The sequence below is a fragment of the Arthrobacter sp. SPT-J7 genome, assembly GCF_059089965.1.
Genome location: NZ_JBNHFF010000052.1, coordinates 1 through 16,880, shown reverse-complemented (window position 1 = coordinate 16,880; position 16,880 = coordinate 1). Strand labels below are relative to the sequence as shown.

General features: G+C 65.7%; 17 protein-coding genes. 15 read left to right on the top strand and 2 right to left on the bottom strand.

Annotation, left to right across the window (positions count from 1 at the left end):
• On the top strand, positions 1 to 112 hold a 112-nt coding region (locus AC5RWX_RS21930; protein WP_494098416.1), incomplete at its 5' end, for a 2-oxo acid dehydrogenase subunit E2.
• Positions 113 to 184: 72 nt separating this feature from the next.
• Here AC5RWX_RS21930 and AC5RWX_RS21925 read toward each other — a convergent pair.
• Positions 185 to 904, bottom strand: a complete 720-nt coding sequence (locus AC5RWX_RS21925; RefSeq protein WP_494098415.1) for an SACE_7040 family transcriptional regulator — start codon at positions 902 to 904, stop codon at positions 185 to 187.
• A gap of 141 nt (positions 905 to 1,045) precedes the next feature.
• Here AC5RWX_RS21925 and AC5RWX_RS21920 point away from each other — a divergent pair, with 141 nt between their 5' ends.
• From AC5RWX_RS21920 to AC5RWX_RS21890, 7 genes are read left to right on the top strand one after another with little or no spacing between them, the layout of a single operon-like run.
• The gene (locus AC5RWX_RS21920) at positions 1,046 to 2,653 is read left to right on the top strand and encodes a carboxyl transferase domain-containing protein (RefSeq protein ID WP_494098414.1); all 1,608 of its coding nucleotides are present in this window, start codon (positions 1,046 to 1,048) and stop codon (positions 2,651 to 2,653) included.
• A 7-nt stretch (positions 2,654 to 2,660) separates the two neighbouring features.
• Positions 2,661 to 5,036 carry an acetyl/propionyl/methylcrotonyl-CoA carboxylase subunit alpha gene (locus AC5RWX_RS21915; RefSeq protein WP_494098413.1) on the top strand — a complete coding sequence of 792 codons (2,376 nt, stop codon included), beginning with the start codon at positions 2,661 to 2,663 and terminating at the stop codon, positions 5,034 to 5,036.
• Between the two features lie 2 nt (positions 5,037 to 5,038).
• A complete protein-coding gene (locus AC5RWX_RS21910; protein WP_494098412.1) occupies positions 5,039 to 6,202 on the top strand; it encodes an acyl-CoA dehydrogenase family protein in 1,164 nt (387 codons plus the stop codon).
• Positions 6,203 to 6,237: 35 nt separating this feature from the next.
• A complete protein-coding gene (locus AC5RWX_RS21905; protein WP_494098411.1) occupies positions 6,238 to 7,074 on the top strand; it encodes a CoA transferase subunit A in 837 nt (278 codons plus the stop codon).
• A gap of 2 nt (positions 7,075 to 7,076) precedes the next feature.
• Positions 7,077 to 7,841, top strand: a complete 765-nt coding sequence (locus tag AC5RWX_RS21900) for a CoA transferase subunit B (RefSeq protein WP_494098410.1) — start codon at positions 7,077 to 7,079, stop codon at positions 7,839 to 7,841.
• Positions 7,838 to 8,461: a MaoC family dehydratase gene (locus AC5RWX_RS21895; RefSeq protein ID WP_494098409.1), complete on the top strand. Its 624-nt coding sequence runs from the start codon at positions 7,838 to 7,840 to the stop codon at positions 8,459 to 8,461. Before AC5RWX_RS21900 ends, AC5RWX_RS21895 begins: the two co-directional genes overlap by 4 nt.
• The gene (locus AC5RWX_RS21890; protein ID WP_494098408.1) at positions 8,458 to 9,297 is read left to right on the top strand and encodes an HpcH/HpaI aldolase/citrate lyase family protein; all 840 of its coding nucleotides are present in this window, start codon (positions 8,458 to 8,460) and stop codon (positions 9,295 to 9,297) included. Before AC5RWX_RS21895 ends, AC5RWX_RS21890 begins: the two co-directional genes overlap by 4 nt.
• On the opposite strand, the gene AC5RWX_RS21885 is transcribed toward AC5RWX_RS21890, so the two are convergent.
• Entirely contained in the window at positions 9,294 to 10,763 is a 1,470-nt protein-coding gene (locus AC5RWX_RS21885) for a lipase maturation factor family protein (protein WP_494098407.1), read from the bottom strand. The two genes, AC5RWX_RS21890 and AC5RWX_RS21885, sit on opposite strands and share 4 nt — an antisense overlap.
• Before the next feature lie 50 nt (positions 10,764 to 10,813).
• Here AC5RWX_RS21885 and AC5RWX_RS21880 point away from each other — a divergent pair, with 50 nt between their 5' ends.
• The 7 genes from AC5RWX_RS21880 to ispG form a co-directional block, all read left to right on the top strand.
• The gene (locus AC5RWX_RS21880) at positions 10,814 to 11,557 is read left to right on the top strand and encodes a TSUP family transporter (RefSeq protein WP_494098406.1); all 744 of its coding nucleotides are present in this window, start codon (positions 10,814 to 10,816) and stop codon (positions 11,555 to 11,557) included.
• A 55-nt stretch (positions 11,558 to 11,612) separates the two neighbouring features.
• A complete protein-coding gene (dxr, locus tag AC5RWX_RS21875) occupies positions 11,613 to 12,797 on the top strand; it encodes a 1-deoxy-D-xylulose-5-phosphate reductoisomerase (protein ID WP_494098405.1) in 1,185 nt (394 codons plus the stop codon).
• Positions 12,798 to 12,815: 18 nt separating this feature from the next.
• Complete coding sequence (locus AC5RWX_RS21870; protein ID WP_494098404.1) at positions 12,816 to 14,147, top strand: M50 family metallopeptidase; 1,332 nt, start codon at positions 12,816 to 12,818, stop codon at positions 14,145 to 14,147.
• Between the two features lie 125 nt (positions 14,148 to 14,272).
• Positions 14,273 to 14,953: a MarR family transcriptional regulator gene (locus AC5RWX_RS21865; RefSeq protein ID WP_494098403.1), complete on the top strand. Its 681-nt coding sequence runs from the start codon at positions 14,273 to 14,275 to the stop codon at positions 14,951 to 14,953.
• The gene (locus tag AC5RWX_RS21860; protein WP_494098402.1) at positions 14,950 to 15,462 is read left to right on the top strand and encodes a hypothetical protein; all 513 of its coding nucleotides are present in this window, start codon (positions 14,950 to 14,952) and stop codon (positions 15,460 to 15,462) included. The genes AC5RWX_RS21865 and AC5RWX_RS21860 overlap by 4 nt, the downstream gene beginning before the upstream one ends.
• A gap of 94 nt (positions 15,463 to 15,556) precedes the next feature.
• Positions 15,557 to 15,850, top strand: coding sequence for a YciI family protein (locus tag AC5RWX_RS21855; protein WP_494098401.1), 294 nt, complete (start codon positions 15,557 to 15,559; stop codon positions 15,848 to 15,850).
• A gap of 34 nt (positions 15,851 to 15,884) precedes the next feature.
• A partial coding sequence (gene ispG, locus AC5RWX_RS21850) for a flavodoxin-dependent (E)-4-hydroxy-3-methylbut-2-enyl-diphosphate synthase (RefSeq protein WP_494098400.1) occupies positions 15,885 to 16,880 on the top strand: 996 nt, incomplete at its 3' end.

Genomic DNA, 16,880 nt, shown 5'->3' with positions numbered 1-16,880 from the left:
GCTAAGCCTGTCCTTTGACCACCGCCTGGGGGACGGAGAGCAAGGCTCGCGCTTCCTGGCGGACGTGGGCGCAATCCTCGCGGACCCGGGAATGGTCCTCACCATGGTCTGACCCGAGGAGTCTTGTCCGGATATGCAGGGCTCCGGACGGTGCATCCCTGCGTATCTGGACAAAAACCGAGGACTAGGGGGAGGATTTCGGGGCTTCCACCAGCAGCGCTGCCAAGGCCATGCTCTCGAGCAGGGGACGGGCAGATTGTGCTGCCATCTTCCGGCCGTGGCTGGGCACCGAGTGCGGAGTTGAGTTGATGAGCCCGAAGGTGGCATGCGCGCGCATCCGGAGCTCCGTGATCTCCGTGCCCGGATGCAGCCTGGCAAGGACATCCACCCAAGCCTCGACATAGCTCAGCTGGAGGGTCCGCACAGCCGCCTGGTCCTCATCGGAAAGGTTGCTGAAATCCCGGTCCTGGACCCGGATGACGTCAGGCTTGACCAAGGCGAAGTCCACCTGGAACGCCACCAGGCAACGCAGGGCGGATGCCGGATCGGGGTTGCGGGCCACCACGTCCCGGCCGCCGTCGAGGAGTTCCTGGCTGACGGTCACCAGCAGGTCGGCGAGGACCGCCTGCTTCCCGGGAAAATGGCGGTAGACAGCCGGGCCGCTTACGCCTGCCGCCGCTCCGAGGTCCTCAAGGGACACGCGGTTGAACCCGTTGACGGCGAACAGCGAAGCTGCGGCACTCAGCAGGGCCTGCCGCCGGTTCTCCTTCGCCTGGCCGCGCTGGGTTGGCGAGTTGCGCTGAGAGCCCGGGACCCGGGGCGCATGCGGAACGGGTTCCGCCCCAGTGGCGTCCTTCTGCGGCGAGCGGCGCGCGCCGGCCCGGGTTGCGTCGGTGCTGGGCACGATTCCTCCTCAGGCCCGCAGACTAGCCAGGGCGGTATGTGTTGGACTTCACAGTTAATACAGACTAACCTGAATTTCAGTTATTGGGCGCTAACCGAGTTGGCTTTTGGCGGCTCGGATCTGAACAGGAGCGGACCGTCAATGGAGACCCTTGCCACCCGGCTTGACGCTACAGCCGAGGCTTACGCGTCGAACCGCGCCGCGCAGCTGTCGCTCGCCGGCGAGCTGCGGAAAAAGCTGGCGGACGCTGCATTGGGTGGACCGGAAAAATCAAGGGAACGCCACGTGGCGAGGGGGAAACTCCTGCCCCGGGAGCGCATCGACCAGTTGTTGGATGACGGCAGCCCTTTCCTTGAGATCGCGCCGCTGGCCGCCAACGGGATGTACAACGACGAAGCACCCGGCGCCGGCGTCATTGCCGGAATTGGGCTGGTCCATGGCCGGCACGTGCTGGTGATCTCCAACGACGCCACCGTCAAGGGCGGAACGTACTATCCCATGACTGTAAAGAAGCACCTGCGGGCCCAGGAGATTGGCTTCGAGAACCGGCTGCCCTGCATCTACCTGGTGGACTCCGGCGGAGCGTTCCTGCCCAAGCAGGATGAGGTTTTTCCGGACCGGGACCACTTCGGCCGCATCTTCTACAACCAGGCCAGGCTCTCCGCAGCCAAGATCCCGCAGATCGCTTCGGTCATGGGTTCCTGCACCGCGGGCGGCGCCTACGTTCCTGCCATGAGCGATGAGACCGTTATTGTCCGGAACCAGGGCACGATCTTCCTGGGCGGGCCGCCGCTCGTGAAGGCGGCGATCGGCGAAATCGTCAGTCCGGAAGAGCTCGGCGGCGGGGAAGTGCACTCAAGGATCTCGGGTGTGGCGGACCACCTTGCCGAAAACGACGAACATGCCCTGCAGATCATCCGGGACATCGTTGCCACGCTGCCACGTCCGGCGACGCCGGCGTGGGAGGTGGAGCCCGCCGTCGACCCTGCCGCAGACCCGGCGGGGCTCTACGGCGCGGTACCCACTGATGTCAACGCCCCCTACGACGTCCACGAGGTGATTGCCAGGCTGGTGGACGGCAGCCGGTTCCACGAATTCAAGAAGGAGTACGGCACCACCCTCGTGGCGGGCTTCGGGAGGCTGCACGGGCACCCGGTAGGCATCGTGGCCAACAACGGGGTGCTGTTCAGCGAGTCTTCCCTCAAAGGGGCCCACTTCATCGAGCTCTGCGACCAGCGCGGCATTCCGCTGATATTCCTGCAGAACATCTCCGGGTTCATGGTGGGCAGGGACTCGGAGCAGGGGGGCATCGCCAAGAACGGCGCGAAGATGGTCACCGCCGTGGCCACGGCGCGGGTACCCAAGCTGACTGTGGTCATCGGCGGCTCCTTCGGCGCCGGTAACTATTCCATGTGCGGCCGCGCTTATTCACCGCGGTTCCTGTGGATGTGGCCGGCCGCCCGGATTTCGGTGATGGGCGGCAACCAGGCCTCCAGCGTCCTGGCCACGGTGAAGCGTGACCAGTACGAGGCAGCCGGGCAGGAGTGGTCAACTGAGGACGAGGAAGCCTTCAAGGCACCCATCCGGCGGCAGTACGAGGACCAGGGCAGCCCGTACTACTCCACGGCCCGGCTGTGGGACGACGGCGTGATCGATCCCGCCGATACCCGCACGGTCCTTGGCCTCGCGCTGGACGTGGTGTCCCGCACACCGCTGCCGGAAACCTCCTTCGGCCTCTTTAGGATGTGAGCCCGCAATGACCATTCCCCTATCGCCCGCAGCCCGGCCGGAGGCGGTTGCCACCGAATCCACAGGGCACCAGCCCCTGTTCAGCACAGTCCTGGTGGCCAACCGCGGCGAAATCGCCTGCCGCGTCATCCGCACCCTTCGCGCCCTGGGCATCCGTTCCGTCGCCGTTTACAGTGATGCCGACGCCGGAGCCCGGCACGTGCGCGAAGCAGACACGGCAGTGCGCATCGGCCCTGCCGCGGCCACGGAGAGCTACCTCAAGATCGAGGCCATCGTCGAGGCATGCCGCAAGACGGGGCCGGACGCCGTGCACCCGGGTTATGGCTTCCTCAGCGAGAACGTGGACTTCGCCCGTGCCCTGGACCAGGCGGGCATCACCTTCATCGGCCCAGGGGTGGAGGCCTTGAACATTATGGGGGACAAGATCCGGTCCAAGAACCACGTGTCGGGTTACGGCGTTCCCGTAGTGCCGGGGGTTGCGCAACCGGGAATGACGGACGGGCAGCTGGTACAGGCTGCCGGCGCCGTAGGCTTTCCGCTCCTGATCAAACCTTCCGCCGGCGGTGGCGGCAAGGGCATGCATGTGGTGGAACGCCTGGAGGACCTCGAGGCCACGCTTGCCACTGCCCGGCGGGTGGCGGCGGGCGCGTTCGGCGACGATACCCTGTTCCTGGAACGCCTGGTATCCACCCCGCGGCACATCGAGGTGCAGGTGCTCGCGGACAACCACGGCAACGTTATCCACCTCGGCGAGCGTGAATGCTCGCTGCAGCGGCGGCACCAAAAGGTCATCGAAGAGGCACCATCACCCCTGCTCGAATCACTCGCGGAAAGCGGCGCCATCCGTGCCCGCATCGGCGAGGCTGCCTGCAACGCCGCCCGCAGCGTGAACTACAGCGGCGCGGGAACAGTGGAGTTCCTGGTCTCCGACGATTCGCCGGAGGATTTCTACTTCATGGAAATGAACACCCGGCTGCAGGTGGAGCACCCCGTCACCGAAATGGTGACCGGCATCGACCTCGTCGAATGGCAGGTGCGGATCGCCGCCGGCGAGGAACTCACCGTCCGGCAGGCCGACGTCGAACTTACCGGCCATGCTGTGGAGGCGCGGGTCTATGCCGAAGTGCCAGAAAAAAACTTCCTGCCGTCCACGGGGACCGTGCTCCTGCTGGATGAAGGGCCCCGCCGGCCGGGCATGCCGGGAACTCCTCCAGGGACGCCGGCATCCGCCGCCCAAGGGACCGTGCGGGTGGACTCGTCCCTCGTTGAGGGGCTGGAGCTTTCATCCAGCTACGATCCCATGATGTCCAAGGTCATCGCCTGGGGAGAGGACCGGGCGGCAGCCCTGGCTACCCTCGACGGGGCGCTCGCCGGGTATACGGCGCTTGGGCTGGACACCAACGTGGAATACCTGCGGCTGCTGATCAATGACCCCGATGTCCGTGCAGGCCGGCTCGATACCGGCCTGATTGAACGCAAACTTCCGGATCTCGCGTTCCGCGGGGTCGCCGAGGCGGAACTTGTGGCAGCAGCACTTTTCACTCTTTCCGCCGAGGAACAGAACAACTCACCCCTGCCGCCCGGACCCTGGCACGCGCGCAATGGGTGGCGCCTGGGAGCAGCGGCACCACGCCGGATCAGTCTGGGGACTCCCGACGGCGGGGTGGCATCAGTGCGCATCAGCGGCACCGCAGCCGGTAGCTCGGCAGGAGACGGCGCTGTCTCCAGTGGTACTGTCCCCGATGACGCCCGCTCCCGTGGCAATGGGGTTGAAGGCATCACCGCTGCCACTTCGTTCGTGGTGGCCGTAGACAACGGGCCCCCGCGTCCTGCGCGGCTCGAGTTCCTGTCCCGACGGCAGGCTGTGCTGACCCTCGACGGCCGCGCCACGACGTACGCCCTCGCGCCGGTTTTCCGTGGCCCGGCAACCCCCACAAGTGATTTGCCCGTTATTGGAGTACCCGCGGAACTGTTCCTTGGCAATGAAGGCTGGTCCTGCCGGCTCGAGGTGCTGACCCGCGAGGCGCGGCTTGAGCGGGTACTCGCAGCCGTCGACCGGGAGGAGGGTGCCGCGGATCCGGCCGTGCGCTCACCGATGCCCGGAACGGTGGTGTCCGTTCCCGTCAGCGACGGTGGCACTGTCACGGCGGGGCAGGTGTTGGTTTCGGTGGAGGCAATGAAGATGGAGCACCAGTTGCTGGCTCCCCTGGACGGGACGGTCCACCTCAACGCCCGGCCGGGAGACCTCGTCAAGGCTGACCAGGTGCTCGCCACCATTCACCCGCATCCTGTAGCGGACGCCGTGGATAGCCCGGTCAGCGGCGGCTCCGACGGCAGTGCTGGCACTGCAGGCATCGATTCAACCCCAGGCAAAGGAGCCTAGACATGGCAGGTTTTGAACTCAGCGAGGAATACCAGGACCTCAGCGAGACCGTCCGGGACTTCGCGGACAACGTCGTTGCGCCGGTATCAGCCAAGCACGACGAGGAGCACAGCTTCCCGTACGAAGTAGTGAAGCAGATGGCCGAAATGGGGCTGTTCGGCCTGCCCTTCCCCGAGGAGTTCGGCGGGATGGGCGGCGACTACTTCGCCCTGGCCCTCGCACTGGAGCAGTTGGGCCGGGTGGACCAGTCCGTCGCCATCACCCTGGAGGCGGGTGTCTCCCTGGGCGCCATGCCGGTCTACCGCTTCGGAACCGAGGAGCAGAAGCGGGAGTGGCTGCCCATGCTGGCGACCGGCGAGGCGCTCGCCGGCTTCGGCCTGACCGAACCGGAGGCAGGATCGGACGCCGGCGGCACCAAGACGCACGCCCGGCGGGAGGGTGGAAGCTGGGTGATCAACGGCAACAAGGAGTTCATCACCAACTCCGGTACGGACATCACCCGCCTGGTCACCGTCACCGCAGTAACCGGCCAGAAGGAACGCGCGGACGGTAGCGCCCAGAAGGAGATCTCAACCATCCTGGTGCCCACGGACACCCCCGGCTTCAAAGCGGAAAAACCCTACAACAAGGTGGGCTGGAACGCATCGGATACCCACCCGCTGACGCTGAAGGACGTGCGCGTCCCGGAGGACAACCTGCTGGGAGCCGAGGGCCGCGGCTACGCGAACTTCCTGTCCATCCTTGATGAGGGCCGCATCGCCATCGCTGCACTGGCCACCGGTGCAGCCCAGGGCTGCGTGGACCTATCGGTCAAATACGCCAAGGAACGCAGCGCCTTCGGCTACCAGATCGGCAAATACCAGGCGATCTCCTTCAAGATCGCCCGGATGGAGGCCCGGGCCCATACCGCCCGCCTCGCCTACTACGATGCGGCCTCCCGCATGCTTGCCGGAAGGCCGTTCAAGACCCAGGCAGCCATCGCTAAGATGGTCGCAGGCGAGGCGGCCATGGACAATGCGCGGGATGCCACCCAGGTGTTCGGCGGCTATGGCTTCATCAACGAGTTCACCGTGGCACGCCACTACCGCGACTCCAAGATCCTTGAAGTGGGTGAGGGCACCACGGAGGTCCAGCTGATGCTGATCGCCCGCGAACTGGGTCTGTAGTATCTGGGACAGTAGCCGGCCTGAAAGGATCACCGATGATTGACAAGGTTGTTGCCACCGCCAAGGAAGCTGTGGCGGACATCCCGGACGGCGCCTCCCTCGCCGTGGGCGGTTTCGGTCTCTGCGGAATCCCGGTTTCCCTCATTGACGCCCTGCACCGGGCCGGCACGACGGAGCTGGAAACCGTGAGCAACAACTGCGGCGTGGACGACTGGGGCCTGGGCATCCTGCTGCGCGACGGGCGGATCCGGCGCACCATCAGCTCCTATGTCGGAGAAAACAAGGAATTCGCCCGGCAGTACCTCGCCGGCGAGCTCGAGGTGGTCCTCACGCCGCAGGGAACCCTGGCCGAGAAACTTCGGGCAGGGGGTGCCGGTATCCCGGCCTTCTATACCAAAGCCGGCGTCGGCACCCAGGTGTCCGAAGGCGGACTGCCCCAAAAGTACGACGCCGAGGGCGGCATCGCCGTCGCGTCCGCTCCTAAGGAGGTGCGCTCCTTTGCCGGAGTTGACTATGTGCTCGAGGAGGCTTTGACTCCGGACTTTGGGCTGGTCCACGCGTGGAAGGGCGACCGCCACGGCAACCTCGTCTTCCACGCCACCGCGATGAACTTCAACCCGCTGTGCGCCATGGCCGGACGGATCACCATCGCCGAGGTGGAGGAACTTGTGGAGCCGGGCGATCTGGACCCGGAACACATCCATACCCCGGGGATTTTCGTCCAGCGGGTGGTACTGGCCTCCAACGCGGAGAAACGCATCGAGAAACGGACGGTCGCGCTCGCAGCCGCATCCGGGCAGCCGGCAAACAATTCCGGCACCAGCCAGCCCCGCACCAGCCAGCCCGGCACCAACCAGCAGGCAGGAGACTAGCCATGGACCCCAACAGCCCCTACGCCCCCCGCCCCGAAGGCGTCCGGCCGGAGTACCGCCGCGCAGCCCAGCAGCATGAAGAACCCTCGGACGGCGCCGGGCCCAAGGGGTGGACCCGGAATGAGCTTGCCGCCCGCGTGGCGCAGGAGCTCAGCAACGGCCAGTACGTCAACCTCGGCATCGGCATGCCAACCCTGATTCCCAATTACATCCCCACCGGCGTCGAGGTAGTGCTGCATTCGGAAAACGGAATCCTCGGCGTCGGCCCTTATCCGGCGGAGGATGCTGTTGACCCTGACCTGATCAATGCCGGCAAGGAAACGGTCACGGTTAACAAAGGTGCCGCATTCTTCGACTCGGCCTCCTCCTTCGGGATGATCCGGGGCGGCCATGTGGACGTCGCCGTGCTCGGCGCCATGGAAGTCGCCGCCAACGGTGACCTGGCCAACTGGATGATCCCCGGCAAGATGGTCAAGGGCATGGGCGGAGCCATGGACCTGGTGTTCGGTGCCAAAAGGGTGATTGTGATGATGGAACATGTGGACCGTAACGGAAACCCGAAAATCGTCCAGCAGTGCTCCCTCCCGTTGACCGGGAAGGGCTGCGTGGACCGCATCATCACGGACCTGGCCGTCATCGACGTCGTTACGGATGATTCCGGGTCACGGCTGGTTCTGCGGGAGCTGGCGCCCAACGTTTCCCTGGAGGACGTGGCGGCAGCAACCGGCGCAGAGCTATTCGAGGAAGACCGGGAACTGACTGTATGACCGGGAACCACGGGGTTTCGCCCTCCAGCCGCCCCCTGGCTTCGCAAGCTCAGCCAGGAAACCATGCGGTCGGGGCCCCAGGCCCAACCACCGGCTCAACCAGCGGAAGGCAGCGCGTTGTCGAACAGCGTGGACTGTACTTCGATGAGTTGGAGGAGGGCGTGCTGTATGCCCACCGCCCCGGCCGCACTGTCACCGAAGCGGACAACGTTCTGTTCACCACCCTCACCATGAACACCCAGGCCCTGCACCTGGACGCGGCGTGGAGCTCGGGGCAGCCCTTCGGCCAGCGGCTGGTGAACTCCATGTTCACTTTGGCCACCATGGTGGGCCAGTCCGTTTCCCAGCTCACCCAGGGCACCATCATCGCCCAACTGGGCCTGACCGACGTCTCTTTTCCGCACCCGCTGTACCACGGCGACACCCTCTACACCGAGACAGTCATCAGCAGTAGGCGGCTTTCCAGCTCCCGGCCGGGCCAGGGGATCGTCACCATGGAGCACACCGGCCGCAACCAGGACGGTACGGTAGTGGCGCTCGCGAAGCGCAGCTGCCTGATGTGGACGCGGGAGGCGCACACGGCGCAGCCAGGCGCGGGAGAAGGGACAATACCGGTATGACCTTTGTGATGGGCCCCGCCCTGCTTTTTTGTCCTGCTGACCGGCCGGAGCGGTACCAGAAGGCGGCCACCCGCGCCGACGCCGTCATCCTGGACCTCGAGGACGCGGTGGCGCCCGCCGACAAGCAACGCGCCCGCGGTGCCATTCTCGCGCAGCTGGGAGCCGCCGGCGATGTGCCCGAGCTGGATCCAAGCCGGACCATCATTCGGGTTAACCCCGCCGGGACGGACGAATTTGAAAAGGACCTCCACTGCCTGGTCCACACCCCGTACAAGACGGTTATGCTCGCGAAAGCCGAGAGCGCGGCGCAGCTGGAGGCCCTGTCCGGCTACCAGGTGATTGCACTGTGCGAAACGGCTGCGGGAGTCCTCAACGCCCCTGCAATCGCTGCCGCCTCCAATGTTGTGGCCCTGATGTGGGGAGCCGAAGACCTGCTGGCCTCACTGGGCGGGACCTCCAGCAGGAAGGACGACGGCGCCTACCGTGGCGCTGCGCTCCACGCCCGGTCCTCCGTCCTCCTGGCCGCGCGTGCGTTCGGCAAGGAAGCCGTGGACGCCGTCTATACCGACATCCCCGACTTGACGGGCCTGGCAGCGGAAGCGGCGGACGCCGTCGCGTCAGGCTTCGGCTCCAAGGCCTGCATCCATCCCAGCCAGGCAGCAGTAGTGCGGGGTGCCTATGCGCCGTCGGAAGCGGAAGTCTCGGCGGCAGCCCAGCTGCTTCAGGCCGCGGCAGCGGCGGGGCAGGGCGTCTTCCAGTACAAAGGGCAGATGATCGACGGTCCCGTCCTCAAGCACGCCGAGGCTGTCATCCGGCGCGCCGGTAAGCACGCCTAGCGTTTCCGCCCGCTGGAGCGCCGCAGCGAAACCGGTGGAATCGGCTCGTGGAGCAGAGACCGGACCCAGCGGTCCCCGGTCTCCCGGAATTCCTGACGCGTCGCAAACCGGTAGTGGTAGCTGCGCGCCCGCACCCAACGTGGCGGCGCCCCGTCGAACGGGTCATACCTGAGGAGCCGCAGAATCTGGTGGTCCGCCTCCAGCAGCTTGGTGAGGAAGGCGTAAAACCACTCCTCGTGCACCGTCCTTAGCGGCAGGAACCACATCAGCCAGTCCAGCCGGAGATGATACGGCGCCCACTGGCGCGGAATCCGGCGAAGGTCGCCGGGCTTGCCCTTGAACCCGTACTCCCGCCATTCGGAGGAGTCGTCCGGATCGTCGTCGAGCGTCCCTTCCACCACAATTTCGATGCGCTTCTTGGTCACTGATCCGAATGCCCCATAGGTATTGACCAGCTGCCACCGGTTGAAGCTGGCGTTCATCAGCTGCCGGCGGGAGAACAGGTTGCGCAACGGCCAGTAACTGAGAACCACCAGCAGCAGGGTGACTGCCAGGGTGATGACCAGCCACCACAGGGGCGTCTCCCTTTCCACGCCGGCCGCGCCGTGCCAGTCCAGCGGGATCGCCGGCAGGACGGCGTGTGCCACCGGGTCGCTGACTGCGGCGAAAGCCAGCACAATGGCAATCCAGTTCAACCAGGCGAAGTTGCCGGTGGCCACAAGCCACAGCTGCGTCAGGATCACGATCGCCGCCGCCGCGCTGGCAACGGGCTGGGGCGCGAACAGGAAGAAGGGCACCACCAGCTGGGCGAAATGGTTGCCCAGCACTTCCACCTTATGGAGGGGCTTGGGCAGCAGATGCGCCTGCCGGCTCAGTGGCCCCGGCATGGGCTGGGTTTCGTGATGGTAGTGCAGGGCGGTCAGGTCACGCCACTCCTGGCCGCCGCGGATCTTGATCATTCCCGCGCCGAATTCGAGCCGGAACACCAGCCACACGATCAGGATCAGGATGGTGCGCGGCGGGTCGGTCTGGTCCGACCCCAGGAAAGCAACCGTGAATCCTGCCTCAAGGAGCAGCATCTCCCAGCCGAAGCCGTAGAACGTCTGGCCGACGTTGACGATGGACATGTAGAGCAGCCACAGGGACAGGAACGCAATGAGGGGCACCCAGGGCGGCCCCGTTTGCGGGATCCCCGCCACCAGCAGGGCCGAGACCACAAGCCCCGTTGCGCAAACCCAGCGCAGCAAACGGTCCGAATACCGCCAACGGAAAAGGGTGGGCCGGCGCAGACGGCTGAAACCGGAAAGATACTCTGGCACCGGCAGGAGGCCCCGCTGACCCAGCAGCGCTGGGAACTGGTTGAGGGAGGACAGGAAAGCAACGAAATACAGTGCTGCCACACCTCGCTGCAGCACCTGCCGGGCGAACTCGTATTCCGGCGCGTCAAACCACGAGAGCCAGTCCACGCAGTCCACGTTACGCCCGCCGTCGGCGCGGCTGCCACTAGGATCAAGGGATGTTTGTACTGGTGCTGATCGCCGTTGTGGCAGGCGCGTTGGCCCAGCGGATCGCAGGCCTCGGCTTCGGCCTTCTGGTTTCCCCCGTGCTGGTGGTGCTGCTGGGCCCATTCGACGGCGTGATGATCATCAACCTCTGCGGAGCCACCTCATCCCTCCTCATCCTTTCCAGGGTCTGGCGGCATGTGGCGTGGCGGAAGTACTTCGGCTTGGCGCTCGCCGCCCTGGCCGGCGTGCTGCCCGGCGCCTGGCTGGCGAGCAACGTGCCGGAAGCCCCACTGGAGATCTGCATCGGCGTCCTGCTGATCATCGCCCTCCTTGCGTCCCAGCGGTTGACCAGGAGTTCGTGGCGCGCCAGCGGCCCCGGTCCAATGGTGTCCCTGGGATTTTCCAGCGGCCTGATGAACGCCGCTGCTGGAGTTGGCGGTCCTGCCATCACGGCCTATGCCATCGCCACCCGGTGGGAGCAGAAAAGCTTCAGCGCAACGCTTCAGCCATACTTCATCACCACCGGGTTTACCTCCCTCATCAGTAAATACGTGCTGTCCGGCGGGCATGTTCCCGGACTGGAGGGCTGGCAGTGGCTGGCCATTCTTGGGGCAATGATCACGGGAATCGTGGCCGGCGATCTATTGTCGGGCCGGGTGCGTCCGGCTTCTGCCCGGCACATTGTTACCGCCATCGCCTACCTGGGCGCTGCGGCAACCCTGGCCAAGGGCTTTGTGGAGCTGGCAGCGGCTTGAGCCGCGGCGGGTCGGGCGGCGTTCCCGGGGCAGATTGGTGCGCGATACTTAATCAATGCAGCCACGCAAGATTGCCCTCCTCGGATCCACCGGCTCCATCGGCACCCAGGCAATTGACGTCGTCGACGGCGCCCCGCACCTTTTCGAGGTGGTGGCCCTCAGCGCCGGGGGCGGCAACCCTGAGCTCCTCGCCCGCCAGGCTGTGCACACCGGGGCAGCGGCTGTTGGCATTGCCGGCGGCGATCCCCGCCGGCTGGCCGCATTAATCGATGATGCCGCTGCCGCAGCGGGAAAGCAGGGCTACCGGCCGGAGATTATGGCCGGACCAGACGCGTCAACCCGGATCGCCGGGGTCGAAGCTGATGTGGTGCTCAACGGGATCACAGGTTCGATCGGCCTGGCACCCACGTTGGCGGCCCTCAAGTCCGGCGCCACCCTGGCCCTGGCCAACAAAGAATCCCTTATTGTGGGCGGCTCGCTGGTGAAGGCAGCAGCACGGGAAGGCCAGATCGTCCCCGTTGACTCTGAGCATTCGGCCATCGCCCAATGCCTGCGTTCGGGGTCGGCCGCAGAGGTGGAAAAATTGATCCTTACCGCCTCGGGCGGGCCTTTCCGGGGCAGGACCCGCGAGGAGCTCCACGATGTCACTCCGCAGGAGGCGCTGGCCCACCCCACCTGGGACATGGGCGCCATGGTCACCACCAACTCGGCCACCCTCGTGAACAAGGGACTGGAAGTCATTGAGGCGCACCTGCTGTTCGACGTGCCGCTGGACCGGATCGACGTCGTGGTCCATCCCCAGTCGGTGGTGCACTCCATGGTCCAGTTCATCGACGGGTCCATCATCGCGCAGGCATCACCGCCGGACATGCGCCTCCCCATCGCGCTGGGGCTTGGCTGGCCGGACAGGGTGCCCAAGGCAGCTGCTGCCTGCGACTGGACCCAGGCGGCCACCTGGACCTTTGAGCCGTTGGACGTGAAGGCTTTCCCTGCTGTGGATCTTGCCAAGGACGCCGCCAAGCAGGGCAGCACGTATCCCGCCGTGTTCAACGCCGCCAACGAGGAAGCCGTGACCGCCTTCCACGCCGGCCGCATCAGGTTCACCGACATCGTGGACACGGTCGCCGCCGTTCTCAGCGAACACCCAGGCTCGTCCGGGCTGACGGTGGAAACCGTACTGGATGCTGAAAGCTGGGCACGTGCCCGCGCCAATGAACGTTTAGCAGTCAGCAGTCTCTAGGAAGCAGCAAGCACCTCCATGACCCCCGTTCTCCTCTTTGTCCTCGGTGTCGTCTTTGTGGCAATCGGCATCGCTGCCTCAATCGCGCTCCACGAAGTGGGCCACCTCCTGCCCGCCAAGCTCTTCAAGGTCCGCGTCACCAAGTACATGATCGGCTTCGGGCCCACCCTCTGGTCACGGCGGAAAGGTGAGACAGAATACGGTGTGAAGGCCATCCCGCTGGGTGGTTACGTATCCATGATCGGGATGTACCCGCCCAACAAGGAGGACGGGTCCGTCCGGCCCTCCAGCACCGGAATGTTCCAGACCCTGGCCACGGAGGCCCGGTCCATGGCACACGAAGAGGTGGGCCCCGGCGATGAGAACCGCGTGTTCTACCGGCTCCCGGTGTGGAAGAAGATCATCGTTATGCTGGGCGGACCCGCCATGAACATGTTCCTGGGCGTCGTGCTGACGGCTGTCCTGCTGATGGGATTTGGCATGGCCACGGCCACCACCACTATCTCTGACGTCTCCAAGTGCCAGGTGGCAGCAGGCGAAACCGTGGACCCGGATTCGGTTGACTGCCAACTCACACCCGCCGCCGCAGCGGGCCTCAAACCCAACGACACCGTCACCTCCTTCGACGGGAAAGCGGTAACCAGCTGGGAGCAGCTGACGGAGTGGATCCGGACTTCTGCCGGCCGCGAGGTCGCAATCACCGTGGAGCGGGATGGCGCCCCGGTATCTACCACGGTGACTCCCGTGCTCTCGGCCCGCCCCATCATCGGGGCGGACGGGCGGCAGGCGACAGACGACGCCGGCACCCTCCTTTACCAGGATGTCGGCTTCCTGGGCATTGGCGCGCAGACGGAACTGGTGGCCCAGCCGGCGTCGTCCGTCCTGCCCATGGCAGGGGAGAACATCCGGCAGGTGGCAGGAGTGGTGTTTAACCTGCCCGCGCGCGTCGTGGGCGTGGCGAAAGCCGCCTTCAGTGAGGAACCACGCGATCCCAATGGCCCCATCAGCGTGGTGGGCGTGGGCCGGGTAGCCGGAGAAGTGGCGGCGATGGAGGAGATTCCCGTCCAATCGCGGGTCGCCACCCTGTTTGGGCTCCTTGCCGGGCTGAATTTCGCACTGGCGGTCTTCAACCTGATCCCGCTGTTGCCGCTGGACGGCGGCCACGTTGCCGGCGCCCTCTACGAAGGCGCCCGGCGCCAGCTTGCCAAGCTGTTCGGCAAGCCGGACCCCGGAGCCTTCGACATCGCCAAGCTGCTCCCGGTGACCTATGTGGTGGCAGCCCTGTTGATGGGCATGAGCGCGCTCCTCATCTACGCAGACATCGTCAAGCCGGTGAATCTCTTCGGCTGATCGCACTCTGGACTCCTGCGGGTACCCCTCAAGGATGATTTCCTTATATCAGCCACACATGGCTGATATCTGGAAATCAGCTCCTTATGATTGATTATCCTTGATCAGCTGCCTAGGGTTAGTGCATGTACGTTCTCACGATTGACCAGCAGGGCAGCTCCTCCGACGTGGACCGCGTCCCGGAGCTGATCTCCGCGTTGCGGGGCCTCACGCCTGCGCCCTTTGAACGATCTGTCGGAGACGAGCTCCAGGGCGTAGTGGAGCATGCCGCAGAGGTGGTGGATATCGCTCTGCACGCGCTTCGGAGCGGCAATTGGTACGTCGGGATCGGCATCGGCACCGTGCAGCTGGCTCCGGGGGAAAGCCCCAGGGAAGGGTCCGGGAGCGGCTTTGTCGCGGCGCGCAAAGCTGTGGAACTTGCGAAGAGTGCGGCCGGCCAGGTTCCCCTGTCAGTGGTATCCGGCACCATGGGCCGTGGCAGGGACATCCCGCCCCAAGCCAGGGAAGGTGCCGTGTCCAGTGCAAACGCCCAAGCGGTGCTTCGCCTCATCGGAAGGGTGGTGCAGCAACGCACCCAGGCGCAGTGGCGCGTGGTGGACCGGTTGCGCACATCCCGGGGCGGCGAAGCCAGGCATGGCAGCCAGAAGCAGGTTGCTTACGAGCTGGGAATTACGGAGCAATCGGTGAGCCGGGCGGTCCTCAGATCCGGCTGGCAGGAAGAATGGGCCGCCCGGCCGGCAGCAGCAATGCTTTTGGACTACGCCCACTCCCAGATCGTCCGTCCCCAGAATGAAGGAGCCCGGTGACCGCGCTTTGGATCACGGCCGCCCTGCTCGTCGCGGGCTTCGCCGGTTGGCCGGTGACAGCCCTCGTGTTCCGCCTCGCCCGGACCATCGACGACAAAGCAGATGCTGCCAAGGCTGCGGAAGAAGCCAAGCGGGCAGCCGAGGATCCCTCAGCGGACGTCACGGTTGACGGGCCGCATGCCGAAACCCAGAACGTGGACAGCGAGCTGACGGCGGCGGCCGACGCGCCGTCGTCGGCCGCTTCCGCTTCAACTCTGCCGGCTCCCAGCCAGCGCATCCTGCGCGGCGGGGCCATCATTGGCGTACTGGAACGGCTCGGCGTGTGCCTGGCGATCCTTACCGGCCAGCCGGTGGCCATCGCGTACATCGTTGCCATCAAGGGCCTTGGCAGGTTCGCGGAGCTGAAGGAAACGCCCGTGGCGGCTGAACGGTTCATCATCGGAACGCTGACCTCCATGCTCTGGGCGGCCGGAACGGCGGCGATAGTCAAAGTACTGTTCCTGTCCTAGGAGCGGATGACGGCCGCACCCTGCCGCCCCGGCAGGACGGCCGGCAGGGCGGCCCGGATGGGTGCAAGGGCAGGCAGGGCGATAGGGTAGCCGTATGACAGTTTTTGCCGTTGAGTACGTTTACGCCGCCGATTCCACCGAAGCCCGCCACGAGGCCCGGCCAGCGCACCGCGAATGGCTCGCGGGCCTTGCGCAGGACGGTGCCGTCCTTGCCAGCGGTCCGTACGGTGACGGTGCCGGAGCGCTCCTGATCTTCAAGACAGCAGACGAGGCCGCCCTCAACTCGATCCTCAAGCAGGATCCCTTCGCCGCCGCCGGAGTCATCGCCGGGACCCGCATCACGGAGTGGTCACCCATCATCGGCGTGCTCGCCGGCCTCGCCGCGTAGCCACTTCAACACCCTTTCAACTCTAGGAGTCCACGTGACCTCGGTCAGCCTGGGAATGCCGTCAGCACCGCCGCCCGTCCTCGCCCCCCGCCGCAAGACCCGCCAGATCAAGGTTGGTTCCGTGGGGGTGGGCTCAGACTTCCCCATCAGCGTGCAGTCCATGACCACCACTCCCACCACGGACATCAACGCCACCCTGCAGCAGATTGCTGAACTTACTGCGTCCGGCTGCGATATTGTCCGCGTCGCCTGCCCCTCGGCGGATGACGCCGAGGCGTTGCCGATTATCGCCAAAAAGTCCCAGATCCCGGTCATCGCGGACATCCACTTCCAGCCCAAATACGTCTTTGCGGCCATCGAAGCCGGCTGCGCCGCAGTGCGGGTGAACCCCGGCAATATCCGGAAGTTCGACGACCAGGTCAAGGAGATCGCGGCTGCCGCCCGGGACCACGGCACCTCCATCCGCATCGGCGTGAACGCAGGTTCGCTGGAGCCCGGCATCCTGAAGAAGTACGGCAAGGCAACCCCGGAGGCGCTGGTGGAGTCCGCCGTCTGGGAGGCGTCCCTGTTTGAGGAGCACGGCTTCCACGACTTCAAGATTTCCGTCAAGCACAACGACCCCGTGATTATGGTGGCGGCCTACGAGATGCTGGCAGAAAAAGGCGACTGGCCGCTGCACCTTGGCGTGACCGAGGCAGGCCCGGCCTTCCAGGGAACCATCAAGTCCGCCACCGCTTTCGGTGCCCTCCTGTCCCGGGGCATCGGCGACACCATCCGTGTGTCCCTCTCGGCCCCGCCGGTAGAGGAAATCAAGGTGGGCAACCAGATTCTCCAGTCATTGAACCTGCGCCCCCGCAAGCTGGAAATTGTCTCCTGCCCGTCCTGCGGCCGCGCCCAGGTGGACGTCTATACGCTCGCCGAACAGGTCACCGCGGGCCTGGAGGGAATGGAGATTCCCCTGCGGGTGGCAGTCATGGGGTGCGTGGTGAACGGACCGGGCGAGGCCCGGGAGGCGGACCTTGGTGTTGCC